Here is a 13,948-nt window from a genome sequence, read left to right on the forward strand (position 1 = left end):
ATCAGTCTCCTGTTGGTATTGAAGGTGGTGTCGATGGTGGCATTGATGCTGGCGTTTGGCGGTGAGCCGTAGGCCGTAATCGTTGCAGCGACCAATTTGCTATCGCCCAGTGTAACTGAGTCGCTGGTGACTCAGAGGCAAGCACTTGCGGCGGCGCTTGATCCAGCGCTTCAAGCGCCTGAAAAAGCTGGCGGCGCACGCCTTGCTCATTCTCGCTCAAAGCGGGGGCCAGATTTTGCTTCGAGAGCTTTTGGCCCTCGGTAGTGACGATGAGCGGCAAGTGTAGGTAGCGTGGCTGCGGTAACTGAAGCGCACTCTGCAACTGGTGCTGCCAAGGGGTGTTGTCGAGCAAATCGAGCCCGCGTACCACATCGGTAATCTGCTGCTCGGCGTCATCTACTACCACGGCGAGCTGATACGCCCATAGGCCATCTTTGCGCTTTAAGACAACGTCGCCCAGATCAGCCGGGTCAAACCGCTGTTCGCCGAACAGCCGGTCTTGCCAACAGGTCGGGCGCTTGCCAAGGTCGCTGCGCAGCCGCCAGGCCACCGGTTTATTCGCATCGCAAACACCCTCGCGACACCAGCCGGGATAGATATCAAACGCCTGCCACTGCTTGCGCGAACAGCTGCAGGGATAGGCAAGGCCAAGTTGGATAAGCTGGTCGAGAGCCTGTTGGTAAGCATCGCCGCGGGTGTGTTGCCACATAATCGCTTCGTCCCACTCCAAACCGAAGGTTTCCAGCTGGCGTAGAATAGTGCTCGCCGCACCTTGAGGGCAGCGCGGTGGGTCGATATCTTCTATGCGTACCAGCCATTGCCCACCGGCCGCACGGGCGTCTAAATAGCTGCCTAAGGCGGCGACCAGCGAGCCAAAGTGCAGCGGACCCGAGGGGGTAGGGGCAAAGCGGCCACGGTAGCGGGACGAGCGGGGCATATCAGGTTGTCCTAGTCAGCGTTGTCCTAGATAGTAGCGCCCTCTTGGGTAGGTCAGGCGAGCGCCGTCAACAAAAACGGGCACCCATAGGTGCCCGTGCTTGGCTATCACGTTCCAACTGAACTCAGCCGCCGAGCTGTTTCTCTTTCAGCTCCGCCAATGTCTTGCAATCCACGCAGAGCGTAGCGGTCGGGCGAGCTTCCAATCGACGGATGCCGATTTCGACACCGCAGGCTTCGCAAAAGCCGTAGTCATCATCATCGATTTTATCGATGGTTTCGTTGATCTTCTTGAGCAGTTTACGCTCACGATCCCGGGTGCGTAACTCCAGGCTGAAGCCCTCTTCCTGGGTAGCGCGGTCGGCGGGGTCGGCGTAGTTGTTAGCATCCTCTTGTAGGTGGCGTACGGTACGATCCACCTCTTCCATGAGATCCTGTTTCCAATCCAGCAGCAGCTGACGGAAGTGTGCTAGCTGCTGCTCGTTCATATACTCTTCGCCCGGTGCTGGCTCATACGGGGTGAAGGACTTGGACGCTTCCGGTTTCTTTTCTGCTACTGGCATGGGACTGCCCCTTACATATGTGACTACTGATCGACCATGAGCGACTGTCACGATCTCACGCCAAAGGGATGCTTGTTTAGCTGAAAAATGACTGGGTTGCAAGCATAATGGCGAGCTTTCTACGATAGTCGGGCCTTGAATATGACTAGCGCCATGTTTTAGTTAGTTTTTCAATATTTGCCCGGTTTTTTAAAATGATGAGATGAAGGAGCCGTTATGGCCTGGAATTCGCGCGTCGATCACGTTGCCCCGTTTCGGGTCATGCATTTGTTGGAAATGGCCCAGGCGCGGGAAGCCGCCGGCCACGACGTGATCCACTTGGAGGTGGGCGAACCCGACTTTGCTACGCCGGAGCCGATTATTGCTGCTGGGCAGCAGGCGCTGACCAGTGGCCATACTCGCTACACCCCCGCAGCGGGCTTACCCGCACTTCGCGAGGCGATCGCCGGGCATTATGCTGAGCACTTTAATGCCACGGTGGACCCTACGCGTATATTGGTGACGCCAGGTGCGTCGGGGGCGCTGATGTTGGCGAGCCAGCTATTGGTCGAAACCGGCTCACGAGTACTAATGGCGGATCCGAACTACCCTTGCAATCGCCACTTTATGGCATTGGCGGGTGCTGAGATCGACGCGGTATCGGTTGGCCGTGATAGCGGCTGGCAGTTGGATGCGGCGTTGGTCGCCGAGCACTGGCGCGAGGAGACGAGCCTTGCCATGCTGGCATCGCCCTCTAACCCTACCGGCCACACGTTGAGCGCGCAGCAGCTCTCTGCCGTACTGACGGCGGTTGCTGAGCGTGAAGGCGAGGTTATCGTCGATGAGATCTATCAGGGGCTCAACTACGATGATGCGCCACTATCGGCGACCTCGCTCTCGGCCAACGCCTTTGTAGTCAACAGCTTCTCAAAATACTTCGGCATGACCGGCTGGCGCTTGGGCTGGCTGGTGGCACCTGAGCATGCCGTGGAGCCGTTAACGCGGCTGGCGCAAAACATGTTTTTGGCCGCAGCGACACCTTCACAGCATGCGGCGCTGGCGGCGTTTACGTCCGAGTGCCGGAATATTCTTGAGCAGCGCCGTGAAACCCTGAAAGAGCGCCGTCAGGTGCTATTGAAAGGCTTGGCAAGCTTAGGGCTGGCGCCGGATCTACCACCCCAAGGGGCGTTCTATTTGTGGCTGGATATCTCCCGCTACAGCCGCGATAGCCAGACCTTCTGCGAGCGCCTGCTGCTGGAAGAAAATGTGGCGATTACCCCCGGCATTGATTTTGCCGTACGCGGCGGTGAACACCATGTGCGGATTGCTTTCACCAATGATGTTGCCCGTTTGGAAGAAGCGGTGGCGCGGATTGAGCGTTTTGTGAGCAGGCTGTGATGCTGGCCTATCCAGCGCTGGTGCCGGGCACACTGATCAAGCGTTATAAGCGCTTTCTAGCCGATGTGCGCTTGGATGATGGCCGAGAGGTAGTCGCACACTGCCCCAATACCGGCTCAATGAAAGCGGTGAACGTGCCGGGCTGCCGAGTGTGGCTGTCACCTAGCGATAACCCTAAGCGCAAACTAGCCTGGACCTGGGAGTTTATCGAGCTGCCGCAGGCCGGTGGACAGGTGGCGCTCGCCTCAGTGCATACCGGCCGCGCTAACCGTATCGTGGAATCGGCACTGGAGGCGGGGACTTTGGCACCATTGGCAAGCTATGCCACTTTGCGCCGAGAAGTGAAAGTGGCCGATGCCCGTCTCGATTTTATGCTCGATGATCCTGTGAGGGGGCGTGCTTATATCGAGGTGAAGCAGGTCACCCTGAAAGAGGAGGATGGTCACGGCTACTTCCCCGATTCGGTCAGCGTGCGCGGTACCAAGCATCTGCATTCGCTGAGGGTGCTGGCGGAGCAAGGCGAGCGGGCGGTGTTGCTGTTTTGTGTCGCCCACGAAGGCATTGCTGACGTGGCCGCCGCAGCCCATATCGACGCGACTTACGCCGCAGCTCTGGCGGAGGCCTCGGCCAGCGGGGTGGAAGTGCTGGCCTATGGTATTACCGTAGAGAGAGAGCAGGGGCACCCGACGGGGGTGCAGTTAACCCGGAAGCTGCCCGTGCGGTTATAAGGTGTTTTGCGGCTAAGGTTAAGGTCTAACGGTCAATATAGAAACGCTGAATAAAGTTCACCGGCTCGGGGGCGGCGTTACGGTCGTAGCGCACGCTTAGCTCAAAGCGCATGCTTTCATCTTCGCGCATGGTAAAAGGTGCAAGATGGTAAGTGGCATCGCCGTCGTGCACGGTGCGAAAACTGAGCGATTCCTGAACGCCCGTCAACCCACTCACTTGGCCTTGCACGCTGGCGTTAACAGGACGTGTGCTGCCATCCTCCTGGCGCTCGCGTACGCTGATATTCACCAGGCCGCGATTAGCGCTTCGCTGGAGGTTGTTTGCCTGAGCCACTTCCGGGGTTAAAAAACTGCTGTTCACCGCGCTGTAATGAATCTCGTAATCGCCCACGCTGACGAACTGCTCAGCGTGGGCAGCAGCGGTAGCGAAGAGCGTGCCGACAAGAGCGGCACCGATCATTAATCTACGTAACATGGCGTGGCTCCTTGGATGATCGATAAGTTGAATGTCTAAGCCTAGCGTCGGCGAACGCGGAAAATGGCAATTTCACCAAATAGATTGGGCCAAAGCCGCGATTTCCAGTGTCCTTGATGATCTCCCACGCCCACTGCACGATCAACAATGACGAGCCCCTTCTCGCGGCACAGATGCTCAAAGTCGTTGAACGTTGAGAGGTGGATATTGGGCGTGTCGTACCAGGCGTGGGGAAGCGATTTGGATACCGGCATATAGCCACGCAGACCCAAATGAACGCGGTGACGCCAGTAGGCGAAGTTGGGAAAAGTGATAATGCCCTCTTCGGCGACGCGCAGCATTTCATCGAGCATCTTGTCCGGACGGCGCAACGCCTGCAGCGCCTGGGTCATGATCACCTGATCATAGCTATTGTCACAAAAGCTGCTTAAACCATCATCCAGGTTGTGCTCAATCACGCTAACACCGCGTTCCACGCAGGCATTAATGCCGTCGTGATCAATCTCCAAGCCATAACCTGTCACGCCCTTGTTGCGCGCAAGTGTCTCAAGCAGTTCGCCATTGCCACAGGCGAGATCAAGCACATGTGCCCCTTCAGGCACCCAGTCATAAATCAGTTCAAGATCGGCGCGCATCATGACGCCTTCTCCGAGCTCGTTACATATTCGGCCGGTTCGGCAAGATTAAGCTCGCGGGCAGCGCGGTTCATAAAGGCACTGAAGATGGCATCGTAGCGCGGCTCCGAGAGCAAGAAGGCATCGTGGCCATGGGGCGAATCAATGTTGGCGTAGCTGACTGACTTGCCTGCACGGGTGAGCGCATCGACCAGCTCTCGCGAGCGCGAAGGTGGAAAGCGCCAGTCGGTAGTAAAGCTGACAATCAAAAACGGACACTGCGCAGGCGCCAAGGCTTTGGCAAAGTCACCGCCTTGGGTAGCCGCTGGGTCAAAGTAGTCCAGTGCTTTGGTCATCAACAGGTATGTGTTGGCATCGAAGGCGGTGGAAAATGTATCCCCCTGATAACGCAGATAGGATTCCACCTGAAACTCAACATCAAAACCGAAGTTGAGGTCGTCGCTACGCAGGTCGCGGCCAAATTTGCTGCCCATGGCATCTTCTGACAAGTAGGTGATATGGCCTACCATGCGCGCGAGCTTAAGCCCGCGTTTGGGCACGGTGTCGTGCTCGGCGTACCAGCCATCAAAGAATTCCGGGTCGGAACGAATCGCTTGGCGGGCCACTTCGTTAAAGGCGATATTTTGCGCCGAGAGCCGGGGTGTCGCTGCAATGACGACTGCATTGGCGACCCGCTCGGGGTATGTCATCGTCCACTGCATTACCTGCATGCCTCCCAGGCTGCCACCTACCGCAGCGGCCCAGCGCTCAATCCCCAGGTGGTCGGCAAGCCTTGCCTGGCTGGCCACCCAGTCACTGACTGTCACCATGGGGAACTCAGGCCCCCACTGACGGCCGGTTTCCGGGTTATGACTAACCGGGCCGGTACTGCCGTGGCAGCCGCCCAAGTTGTTTAACGACACAACAAAAAATCGGTTGGTATCGATCGCTTTGCCGGGGCCGATATGGGCGTCCCACCAGCCGGGCTTGCGGTCTTCCTCGCTATGGTAGCCCGCGGCGTGATGATGACCTGAAAGCGCGTGGCAAATCAGTACCGCGTTGCTGCGATCAACGTTCAGCGTGCCGTAGGTTTCGTAAATCAGCTCGTAGGCTGGCAGCACTTTGCCGCAAGCGAGGGAGAGCGGCGTGTCGAAACGCGCTAAATGTGGCGTAACAAGGCCGACGGAAGACGGCGGCCGGTCTGCAAACGCAAGTGTATCTGAGTCAGGCATTGAAGGCGTTAGTCCTGCTGAAAGAGTGCGACTGAATGAAGCCCGTCGAATAGAACTATTGAAACTAAATCTACTGAAACAGAATTCATTAGAACAAAAGATTGGCAATTGCCATCACAGCCCGACCAGTGCGCCAGAAATACCCGCAGCACGGATCAGGGAGCCGACCACTAAACCGTCAATCAGGTTAATGGCAATAAACACCACAATGGGTGAGAGGTCGATCATACCTAGCGACGGGATGACTCTGCGCACGGGGGCCATAATCGGTTCCACCAGTTGCATCACAAGCAGCGCACCTGGGTGGCTGGCGTTGGGCGCTACCCAGCTCAGAATAATCATCACAATTAAAGCGAAGAAGTAGATCTTTAAAATCGCGTTCGCTAAGGCCGCCACGCCTGCGATCAGCAGTCCCGCAATGGGGGGCATGCCAACGCCGATCACCATAAAAATGGCGATGATGCTGACTATTTTTAATACAAAGCCCGCTGCTAACGTTGCGAGGTCAAAACGACCAGCCACGGGGCCTAAAAAACTCTGGAAGAGACCCACCAACGGCTGGGTAATCTTGACCACCGACTGGCTGAGTGGGTTGTAGTAGTCGGCCCTTGACGCTTGCAGCAGAAAGCGCAGCATGAGTAAAAAGAGGTAAATATTGATCAGGGTATTTACCAGCATTAACCCTGCACTGCCCAATTCATTGCCCATTATTTCGTCTCCTCGATGATTCGTTGCTGAACGACTGCGTGTTAGTGGCCGCTCAGTTCCTTGGCCATTGCCTGGGCGCGGTCGGCGCAGGCCTGCATGGCGTCGGCAATCGTGGTGCGCAATTGTGCCTCTTCCATATGTTGAATGGCACGTTCGGTGGTGCCGCCCGGCGACATGACGTTCTGTTTCAGCGTGGCGGGGTCTTTATCGCTCTGCTGTGCCATGGTGGCGGCACCCAGCGCGGTTTGAATAGCCAGACGGCGCGCGGTGGCGGCAGGTAGGCCGAGTTTAACTGCGGCTTCTTCCATGGCTTCGAACATCAGGAAAAAGTAGGCCGGGGCACTGCCAGAAACAGCGGTGACTGCATCTAACAGCGCTTCTTCTTCTACCCACTCGACAATGCCGACCGCTTCCATTAGCTGGGTGGCCACGTCACGCTGGGCATCGCTGACGTGGGCATTGGCGTAGAGGCCGCTGGCGCCATAACCGACCAGCGAGGGTGTATTGGGCATGCAGCGCACCATGGCGTTTTGGCCGCCTAGCCACTGGTCGATAGTGTCAGCGTCCAGACCGGCAGCAATCGAGATAACCAATGGCTGCTGACGCTGTACGCTGTCGCGCAGCGCTTCGCAGACGCTGCGCATGATTTGTGGTTTTACCGCTAATACTACTACGTCGCTGTCCGCCACCGCCGCGTTGTTGTCGGTGTCGGTATTGATGCCTAAGCGCTGCTTGATCGTTGCCAGTTCGCTGTCATTGGGCGCGGTGGCGGTGATGGTCTTTGCATCTACGCCGCTATCGATGAGGCCGCCGATAATGGCGCTGGCCATGTTGCCGGCCCCAATAAAGGTAATCTTGTTCGCCATCTAGGTATCCTTTAGTGAAGTGTGATAGCTGACTCAGTCAGCGTGCGAGTTGCACTTGCTAGCAGCATGTCGTGATGTGCTTAAGGCATTTGACGGGCGCCAAAAATCGCGGTGCCTAATCTTACCAGCGTGGCGCCTTCCAGTACCGCTGCTTCTAAATCGTCGCTCATGCCCATCGAGAGTGTATCGAGAGGCGCGTCGGGCAATGTACGCTGTAGCGCGGTTAAACTTTCACGAAGCGCGGCTAATGGCTTGCGCTGAGCGTCGACACCCTCCGCCGGGGCGGGAATCGCCATTAAGCCGCGCAAGTGCAGGTTAGGCAGCGTGGCGACTTGTTTGGCCAATTCCACTACTTCCTCCGGCAGTACACCGGCTTTGCTCTCTTCACGGCTGACGTTAACTTGCAAGCAGATATTCAGCGGCGCAAGGTGCGTGGGTCGCTGTTCGCTGAGGCGCTTGGCAATTTTTAGCCGATCAACGCTGTGTACCCAGTCAAAATGCTCGGCCACCGAACGAGTCTTGTTGGACTGCAGCGGCCCAATGAAATGCCATACTATGCCATCAAGATCAGCGAGTTCAGTCTGCTTCTCCAGCGCTTCCTGCAAGTAGTTTTCACCAAATTCGCGCTGGCCAAGCTGCCAGGCTTGACGAATCATTGCTGCTGGCTTGGTTTTGCTGACTGCCAGTAGCTTGGCTGCATCTTTGGCACGCCCCGCGTCTTCTAATGCACTCCGCAGGCGTTCACGCGCCTGAGCGTATGAATAGCCGAGTGACTCGTTAAGCGCGATGTCTGTCATACTCAAGCACCTTACCGCAGCTGGGAAGAGAGATGGATATTACCGAACTGCTAGCATTCTCGGCAAAGCAGAATGCCTCTGACTTGCACCTTTCGGCCGGTTTGCCGCCTATGATACGTGTTGATGGCGACATTCGTCGGCTCAATGTGCCCGCTATCGATAATAACGATGTGCGCAAATTGATCTACGACATCATGAACGATAGCCAGCGGCGCGACTATGAAGAACACTTGGAAATTGATTTTTCCATTGAGGTGCCTGGCGTTGCGCGCTTTCGTGTTAACGCATTTACGCAGGCTCGCGGTGCAGGGGCGGTATTCCGCACCATTCCCAGCCAGGTGCTCTCCCTCCAGGCCCTAGGTCTTGGCGAGGTATTTGAGCGCCTGGCAATGCTACCGCGTGGCTTGGTGCTGGTGACCGGGCCGACCGGTTCGGGCAAAAGCACCACTCTAGCCGCGATGATTGACTACATTAACGACCACCGCTACGAGCACATCCTTACCATTGAAGATCCTGTTGAGTTTGTGCACGCCAGTAAGCGCTGTTTGATTAACCAACGCGAAGTGCACCGCGACACCCATAGCTTTGCCGACGCGCTGCGAAGCGCACTGCGTGAGGACCCGGATGTCATTCTGGTCGGCGAGCTACGTGATCTGGAAACAATTCGACTAGCGTTAACCGCTGCTGAAACGGGGCATTTGGTGTTAGGAACGCTGCACACCACATCGGCGGCAAAAACCATTGATCGGATTATTGATGTCTTCCCCGGCGAAGAGAAGGCCATGGTGCGCTCGATGTTGTCGGAATCGCTCCAGGCGGTGGTGTCTCAATCGTTGCTTAAACGTCAGGGCGGCGGGCGTGTGGCGGCGCATGAGGTGCTGATTGCCACCTCAGCAGTGCGTAATCTCATTCGAGAAGACAAGGTGGCGCAGATTTACTCCGCAATTCAAACCGGCGGCAGCATGGGCATGCAAACGCTGGATGCCGCGCTGTCGCGGTTAGTGAAAGAAGGCGTGGTGAGCATCGAAGATGCTCAGGCGCAGGCGAAAGGTACACTCTCGTCGATCGATGAGTAATCCGCGTGCGCCACGCACGGATAGTGGCTTCGTTCATTCGCTGGCGTAAATACCACCCAGCACTCGCGGCCCTGACGCGCCGGTGACCGAGGGCAGGTTGCCCGGCAGGTGGTGCAGGCGTTGATGAGCCAGCCAGGCAAAGGCGCCTGCTTCAATCCAGTCTTCCGGCCAGCCGTATTCACCAGGTGATGTGAAGGTGGCGCGGGGCAGGTGATAGGCAAGGCGCTGCATGACAAAGGTGTTATGAGCGCCACCGCCAGCGGTAATGAGCGTGAGCGGGCCGTCATCGAGCCGCAACTGTGCAATTCCCTGAGCGACACTGACGGCGGTGAGTTCAGCCAGCGTTGCCTGCACATCGGCGGCAGCTTCCTGACCACTGAGGTGACGCTGTAGCCAGTCCAGATGAAAGAGTTCACGCCCTGTGCTTCTCGGTGGCGGCTGCTGAAAAAACGGTTCTGACAACAAGCGAGCCAGTAGTGCTTCATCTACCTTTCCGCTCGCGCCCCAATCGCCGCTCTGGTCAAAACGCCCCCCTTGGTGCAATGCAAACCACCCATCCAACAATACATTCGCGGGGCCGGTATCAAAACCGATGATTGAATCGGCAGCACTGCTGGAAAGCCAGGTTAAATTGGCAAAGCCACCCAGGTTAAGCACCAGCTGATGCGTGTCTGCTCGACCAAACAGCGCCTGATGAAACGCCGGTGCCAGCGGCGCGGCCTGGCCGCCTGCGGCCAGATCGCGGCGGCGAAAATCAGCCACGACTGTGCAGTGGGTGAGCTCTGCCAAAAGACTAGGATTATCCAGCTGTAGTGTGTAAGCCGGGCCACCCGTGTGCCCTGCAGGGGCGTGCTCGATGGTTTGGCCATGGCTGCCAATAGCGCTGATCTGCTCAGGCTTTACCGACAGCGGCGCGAGTAGTTGTTTTACGGCTTGGGCCTGGCACTGGCAAAAAGCATGTTCGGCCGCGGCCAACTGGGCAAAGCTAACCTGCTCCGCATGGCAGAGTGTCAATAGCAGGCTCCGCAGGTCATCAGGCATTGGCTCGGCGTGAGTCGCCAGCAGGCGCGGCGGTAAGTCATTTTCAATGGCGATGAGAGCTGCATCTATGCCGTCCAGGCTAGTACCCGACATCAGGCCAATATAGTAAAGCGGCGAAGCGGTAGGCGTTTTCATAAGCGAACTCGTACAAAGCGGGGGCTAAGATCAAGCCAGAGCTGAACGAAGGCTCAACCAAGGCGAACGGGCATGGTAACATCGTCGGCTATTTAACACCTGAGCGTCCGGCAAGGGCGGTTCTTATATAGTGGAGAGAGGCAATGAGTGAGGTGGATCAGGCTTTAGCGCTGCTGGCGCGGGGTACGCATGAAATCCTGGTTGAGGATGAGTTGAAAAAGAAGCTAGCCTCAGGCCGTAAGCTGCGTATTAAAGCTGGTTTTGATCCCACGGCCCCTGACCTGCACCTGGGGCACAGCGTGCTGCTGACCAAAATGCGTCAGTTTCAGGATCTAGGGCATACCGTCATATTTCTCATTGGTGATTTTACCGGGCGTATTGGTGATCCCACCGGTAAAAATGTGACGCGCAAACCGCTCACCGAAGAGGACGTGAAGGCCAACGCTGAAACCTATAAGGAGCAGGTGTTCAAAATCCTCGATCCAGAAAAAACCGAGGTGCGTTTTAATGCCGAGTGGTTTGGTGAGCTCTCCGCCGCCAAAATGATCGAGCTAGCGGCGCAAAGTACCGTTGCCCGCATGCTGGAGCGCGATGATTTTGAAAAGCGCTACAAGGCCAATCAATCAATAGCGATTCACGAATTCCTTTATCCGTTGGTGCAAGGCTATGACTCGGTCGCGCTTGAAGCCGATGTTGAACTGGGCGGTACCGACCAGAAGTTCAACCTGCTGATGGGTCGCGAAATTCAAAAGCACTTCGGTCAGGAGCCTCAGGTGGTTATCACCATGCCGCTGCTGGAAGGACTGGACGGCGTGCAGAAAATGTCCAAGTCATTGGGTAACTATATTGGCGTCGATGAAGCGCCAGGCTCCATGTTCAATAAGCTGGTCTCCATGCCGGATAGCTTAATGTGGCGCTACTTTGAGTTGCTTTCGTTGAAATCCAACGAAGAGATCGCCGCACTGAAGCAGAGCGTGGCTCAGGGGGCGAACCCGCGTGATGTGAAAATGGAGCTGGCGCGTGAGTTGATTGCTCGCTACCACGGTGATGAAGCGGCAGCTAATGCCCATAAGTCTGCGGGTAACCAATTGGCTGATGGCGAGTTGCCTGAAGACCTGCCTGAAGTGGCGGTGGACTTTGAAGGCAGCGAGCAAGCGCCCATTGCGGCGGTACTCAATAGAGCAGAGCTTGCGAACAACAGCGCTCAAGCTAAAGACATGCTGGGTAATGGGCGGGTCAAGGTCGACGGTGAGGTGGTGGCTAAAGACACCATGCTAGCGACTGGAAAGAGCTACGTGATTCAAGCAGGCAAGAAGCGTTACGCTCGTGTGACACTTATTTGAACTTTCTGCTAAAAAGCCCTTGCCAACCCGGCCGTGAATCCGTAAAGTACGCATCCGCTGCCGGGGACGCCAAGCGTTACCAGCGGTGAATGAAGGTGAAAACCTTCGGTTTGTCAGATGGTTAGCGGTTTCGAAAATCGCACATTGACAACTATCAGGAAATGCGTAGAATACGCCTTCCTCGCTGAGGCAAGCCAGTTCAACGGCGGCCACGTTGCTTTAAGCAGCGTCTATAGCGAAACAGCTCTTTAACAATTTGATCAGGTAATTCATGTGGGCGCTTGCTGATGTTGGTGACAAATCACTAAATATCAAGGCAGGCGAACACAACGATACTCTTAGGAGTATCACAGTGAATTCGTTTGAACCTTGAGCCAAGTTTGATCCGCTTTTGTTGTCCTTGGACGACAAGTAAGGATCACAATGATTTTAAACTGAAGAGTTTGATCATGGCTCAGATTGAACGCTGGCGGCAGGCCTAACACATGCAAGTCGAGCGGTAGCAGGTCCTTCGGGATGCTGACGAGCGGCGGACGGGTGAGTAATGCATAGGAATCTGCCCGGTAGTGGGGGATAACCTGGGGAAACCCAGGCTAATACCGCATACGTCCTACGGGAGAAAGGGGGCTCCGGCTCCCGCTATTGGATGAGCCTATGTCGGATTAGCTAGTTGGTGAGGTAATGGCTCACCAAGGCAACGATCCGTAGCTGGTCTGAGAGGATGATCAGCCACATCGGGACTGAGACACGGCCCGAACTCCTACGGGAGGCAGCAGTGGGGAATATTGGACAATGGGGGCAACCCTGATCCAGCCATGCCGCGTGTGTGAAGAAGGCCCTCGGGTTGTAAAGCACTTTCAGCGAGGAAGAACGCCTGGCGGTTAATACCCGCCAGGAAAGACATCACTCGCAGAAGAAGCACCGGCTAACTCCGTGCCAGCAGCCGCGGTAATACGGAGGGTGCAAGCGTTAATCGGAATTACTGGGCGTAAAGCGCGCGTAGGTGGCTTGATAAGCCGGTTGTGAAAGCCCCGGGCTCAACCTGGGAACGGCATCCGGAACTGTCAGGCTAGAGTGCAGGAGAGGAAGGTAGAATTCCCGGTGTAGCGGTGAAATGCGTAGAGATCGGGAGGAATACCAGTGGCGAAGGCGGCCTTCTGGACTGACACTGACACTGAGGTGCGAAAGCGTGGGTAGCAAACAGGATTAGATACCCTGGTAGTCCACGCCGTAAACGATGTCGACCAGCCGTTGGGTGCCTAGCGCACTTTGTGGCGAAGTTAACGCGATAAGTCGACCGCCTGGGGAGTACGGCCGCAAGGTTAAAACTCAAATGAATTGACGGGGGCCCGCACAAGCGGTGGAGCATGTGGTTTAATTCGATGCAACGCGAAGAACCTTACCTACCCTTGACATCCTGCGAACCCGGAAGAGATTCCGGGGTGCCTTCGGGAACGCAGAGACAGGTGCTGCATGGCTGTCGTCAGCTCGTGTTGTGAAATGTTGGGTTAAGTCCCGTAACGAGCGCAACCCTTGTCCTTATTTGCCAGCACGTAATGGTGGGAACTCTAAGGAGACTGCCGGTGACAAACCGGAGGAAGGTGGGGACGACGTCAAGTCATCATGGCCCTTACGGGTAGGGCTACACACGTGCTACAATGGCCGGTACAAAGGGCTGCGAGCTCGCGAGAGTCAGCGAATCCCTTAAAGCCGGTCTCAGTCCGGATCGGAGTCTGCAACTCGACTCCGTGAAGTCGGAATCGCTAGTAATCGTGAATCAGAATGTCACGGTGAATACGTTCCCGGGCCTTGTACACACCGCCCGTCACACCATGGGAGTGGACTGCACCAGAAGTGGTTAGCCTAACGCAAGAGGGCGATCACCACGGTGTGGTTCATGACTGGGGTGAAGTCGTAACAAGGTAGCCGTAGGGGAACCTGCGGCTGGATCACCTCCTTAAACGATGCGTCACAGTTAGTAAGCGTCCACAATGAATTACCTGATCAGAATGCTGTTACATGAGCAGTGATAAGCGAGTCTGTTTTTTTCACGTTAA

General features: G+C 56.4%; 13 protein-coding genes and 1 rRNA gene. 5 read left to right on the top strand and 9 right to left on the bottom strand.

The genetic code is table 11. The annotated features are described in order from the left end of the window. Position 1 precedes the first annotated feature (1 nt). Together gluQRS and dksA are read right to left on the bottom strand one after the other, a co-directional pair. On the bottom strand, positions 2–937 hold the full coding sequence (gene gluQRS, locus ACW44H_RS01720; protein WP_457506415.1) for a tRNA glutamyl-Q(34) synthetase GluQRS: 936 nt from the start codon (positions 935–937) through the stop codon (positions 2–4). A gap of 124 nt (positions 938–1,061) precedes the next feature. Continuing rightward, positions 1,062–1,499, bottom strand: a complete 438-nt coding sequence (gene dksA, locus ACW44H_RS01725; protein WP_088702211.1) for an RNA polymerase-binding protein DksA — start codon at positions 1,497–1,499, stop codon at positions 1,062–1,064. A 216-nt stretch (positions 1,500–1,715) separates the two neighbouring features. Here dksA and ACW44H_RS01730 point away from each other — a divergent pair, with 216 nt between their 5' ends. Beyond that, positions 1,716–2,876: an aminotransferase class I/II-fold pyridoxal phosphate-dependent enzyme gene (locus tag ACW44H_RS01730; protein WP_457506418.1), complete on the top strand. Its 1,161-nt coding sequence runs from the start codon at positions 1,716–1,718 to the stop codon at positions 2,874–2,876. After that, positions 2,876–3,604, top strand: a complete 729-nt coding sequence (sfsA, locus tag ACW44H_RS01735) for a DNA/RNA nuclease SfsA (RefSeq protein WP_457508891.1) — start codon at positions 2,876–2,878, stop codon at positions 3,602–3,604. The genes ACW44H_RS01730 and sfsA overlap by 1 nt, the downstream gene beginning before the upstream one ends. Positions 3,605–3,629: 25 nt before the next feature. Here sfsA and ACW44H_RS01740 read toward each other — a convergent pair whose 3' ends face one another. The 6 genes from ACW44H_RS01740 to ACW44H_RS01765 all read right to left on the bottom strand — a co-directional run bounded on the left by ACW44H_RS01740 (position 3,630) and on the right by ACW44H_RS01765 (position 8,296). After that, entirely contained in the window at positions 3,630–4,079 is a 450-nt protein-coding gene (locus ACW44H_RS01740; protein WP_457506420.1) for a DUF4426 domain-containing protein, read from the bottom strand. 41 nt (positions 4,080–4,120) lie between these two features. After that, on the bottom strand, positions 4,121–4,714 hold the full coding sequence (gene metW / locus ACW44H_RS01745; RefSeq protein WP_447045442.1) for a methionine biosynthesis protein MetW: 594 nt from the start codon (positions 4,712–4,714) through the stop codon (positions 4,121–4,123). Beyond that, complete coding sequence (metX, locus tag ACW44H_RS01750; RefSeq protein ID WP_457506422.1) at positions 4,714–5,925, bottom strand: homoserine O-succinyltransferase MetX; 1,212 nt, start codon at positions 5,923–5,925, stop codon at positions 4,714–4,716. The genes metW and metX overlap by 1 nt, the downstream gene beginning before the upstream one ends. A 114-nt stretch (positions 5,926–6,039) precedes the next feature. After that, a complete protein-coding gene (locus ACW44H_RS01755; RefSeq protein ID WP_457506424.1) occupies positions 6,040–6,633 on the bottom strand; it encodes a YggT family protein in 594 nt (197 codons plus the stop codon). Positions 6,634–6,674: 41 nt separating this feature from the next. Next, a complete protein-coding gene (gene proC, locus ACW44H_RS01760) occupies positions 6,675–7,499 on the bottom strand; it encodes a pyrroline-5-carboxylate reductase (RefSeq protein ID WP_457506426.1) in 825 nt (274 codons plus the stop codon). 80 nt (positions 7,500–7,579) lie between these two features. Beyond that, a complete protein-coding gene (locus ACW44H_RS01765) occupies positions 7,580–8,296 on the bottom strand; it encodes a YggS family pyridoxal phosphate-dependent enzyme (RefSeq protein WP_457506428.1) in 717 nt (238 codons plus the stop codon). A gap of 32 nt (positions 8,297–8,328) precedes the next feature. On the opposite strand from ACW44H_RS01765, the gene ACW44H_RS01770 reads away from it, so the two are divergent. Next, positions 8,329–9,372: a type IV pilus twitching motility protein PilT gene (locus ACW44H_RS01770; RefSeq protein ID WP_457506430.1), complete on the top strand. Its 1,044-nt coding sequence runs from the start codon at positions 8,329–8,331 to the stop codon at positions 9,370–9,372. A 33-nt stretch (positions 9,373–9,405) separates the two neighbouring features. Here the strand turns inward: ACW44H_RS01770 and ACW44H_RS01775 are convergent, their stop codons facing one another. After that, complete coding sequence (locus ACW44H_RS01775; protein ID WP_457506432.1) at positions 9,406–10,548, bottom strand: anhydro-N-acetylmuramic acid kinase; 1,143 nt, start codon at positions 10,546–10,548, stop codon at positions 9,406–9,408. Positions 10,549–10,691: 143 nt separating this feature from the next. On the opposite strand from ACW44H_RS01775, the gene tyrS reads away from it, so the two are divergent. After that, the gene (gene tyrS / locus ACW44H_RS01780) at positions 10,692–11,891 is read left to right on the top strand and encodes a tyrosine--tRNA ligase (protein WP_457506434.1); all 1,200 of its coding nucleotides are present in this window, start codon (positions 10,692–10,694) and stop codon (positions 11,889–11,891) included. A gap of 431 nt (positions 11,892–12,322) precedes the next feature. Continuing rightward, positions 12,323–13,851 (top strand): 16S ribosomal RNA (locus ACW44H_RS01785). The last annotated feature ends 97 nt before the right edge of the window (positions 13,852–13,948 follow it).

It is taken from the genome of Vreelandella sulfidaeris Esulfide1, assembly GCF_054072535.1.

Bases quoted from the DNA above. Each gene is read 5' to 3' on its own strand.
- ACW44H_RS01770 (WP_457506430.1), top strand. From the start codon at position 8,329: ATGGATATTACCGAACTGCTAGCATTCTCGGCAAAGCAGAATGCCTCT.
- proC (WP_457506426.1), bottom strand. From the start codon at position 7,499: ATGGCGAACAAGATTACCTTTATTGGGGCCGGCAACATGGCCAGCGCC.
- ACW44H_RS01740 (WP_457506420.1), bottom strand. From the start codon at position 4,079: ATGTTACGTAGATTAATGATCGGTGCCGCTCTTGTCGGCACGCTCTTC.
- sfsA (WP_457508891.1), top strand. From the start codon at position 2,876: ATGCTGGCCTATCCAGCGCTGGTGCCGGGCACACTGATCAAGCGTTAT.
- ACW44H_RS01775 (WP_457506432.1), bottom strand. From the start codon at position 10,548: ATGAAAACGCCTACCGCTTCGCCGCTTTACTATATTGGCCTGATGTCG.
- gluQRS (WP_457506415.1), bottom strand. From the start codon at position 937: ATGCCCCGCTCGTCCCGCTACCGTGGCCGCTTTGCCCCTACCCCCTCG.
- dksA (WP_088702211.1), bottom strand. From the start codon at position 1,499: ATGCCAGTAGCAGAAAAGAAACCGGAAGCGTCCAAGTCCTTCACCCCG.
- tyrS (WP_457506434.1), top strand. From the start codon at position 10,692: ATGAGTGAGGTGGATCAGGCTTTAGCGCTGCTGGCGCGGGGTACGCAT.
- ACW44H_RS01730 (WP_457506418.1), top strand. From the start codon at position 1,716: ATGGCCTGGAATTCGCGCGTCGATCACGTTGCCCCGTTTCGGGTCATG.
- ACW44H_RS01765 (WP_457506428.1), bottom strand. From the start codon at position 8,296: ATGACAGACATCGCGCTTAACGAGTCACTCGGCTATTCATACGCTCAG.
- metX (WP_457506422.1), bottom strand. From the start codon at position 5,925: ATGCCTGACTCAGATACACTTGCGTTTGCAGACCGGCCGCCGTCTTCC.
- ACW44H_RS01755 (WP_457506424.1), bottom strand. From the start codon at position 6,633: ATGGGCAATGAATTGGGCAGTGCAGGGTTAATGCTGGTAAATACCCTG.
- metW (WP_447045442.1), bottom strand. From the start codon at position 4,714: ATGCGCGCCGATCTTGAACTGATTTATGACTGGGTGCCTGAAGGGGCA.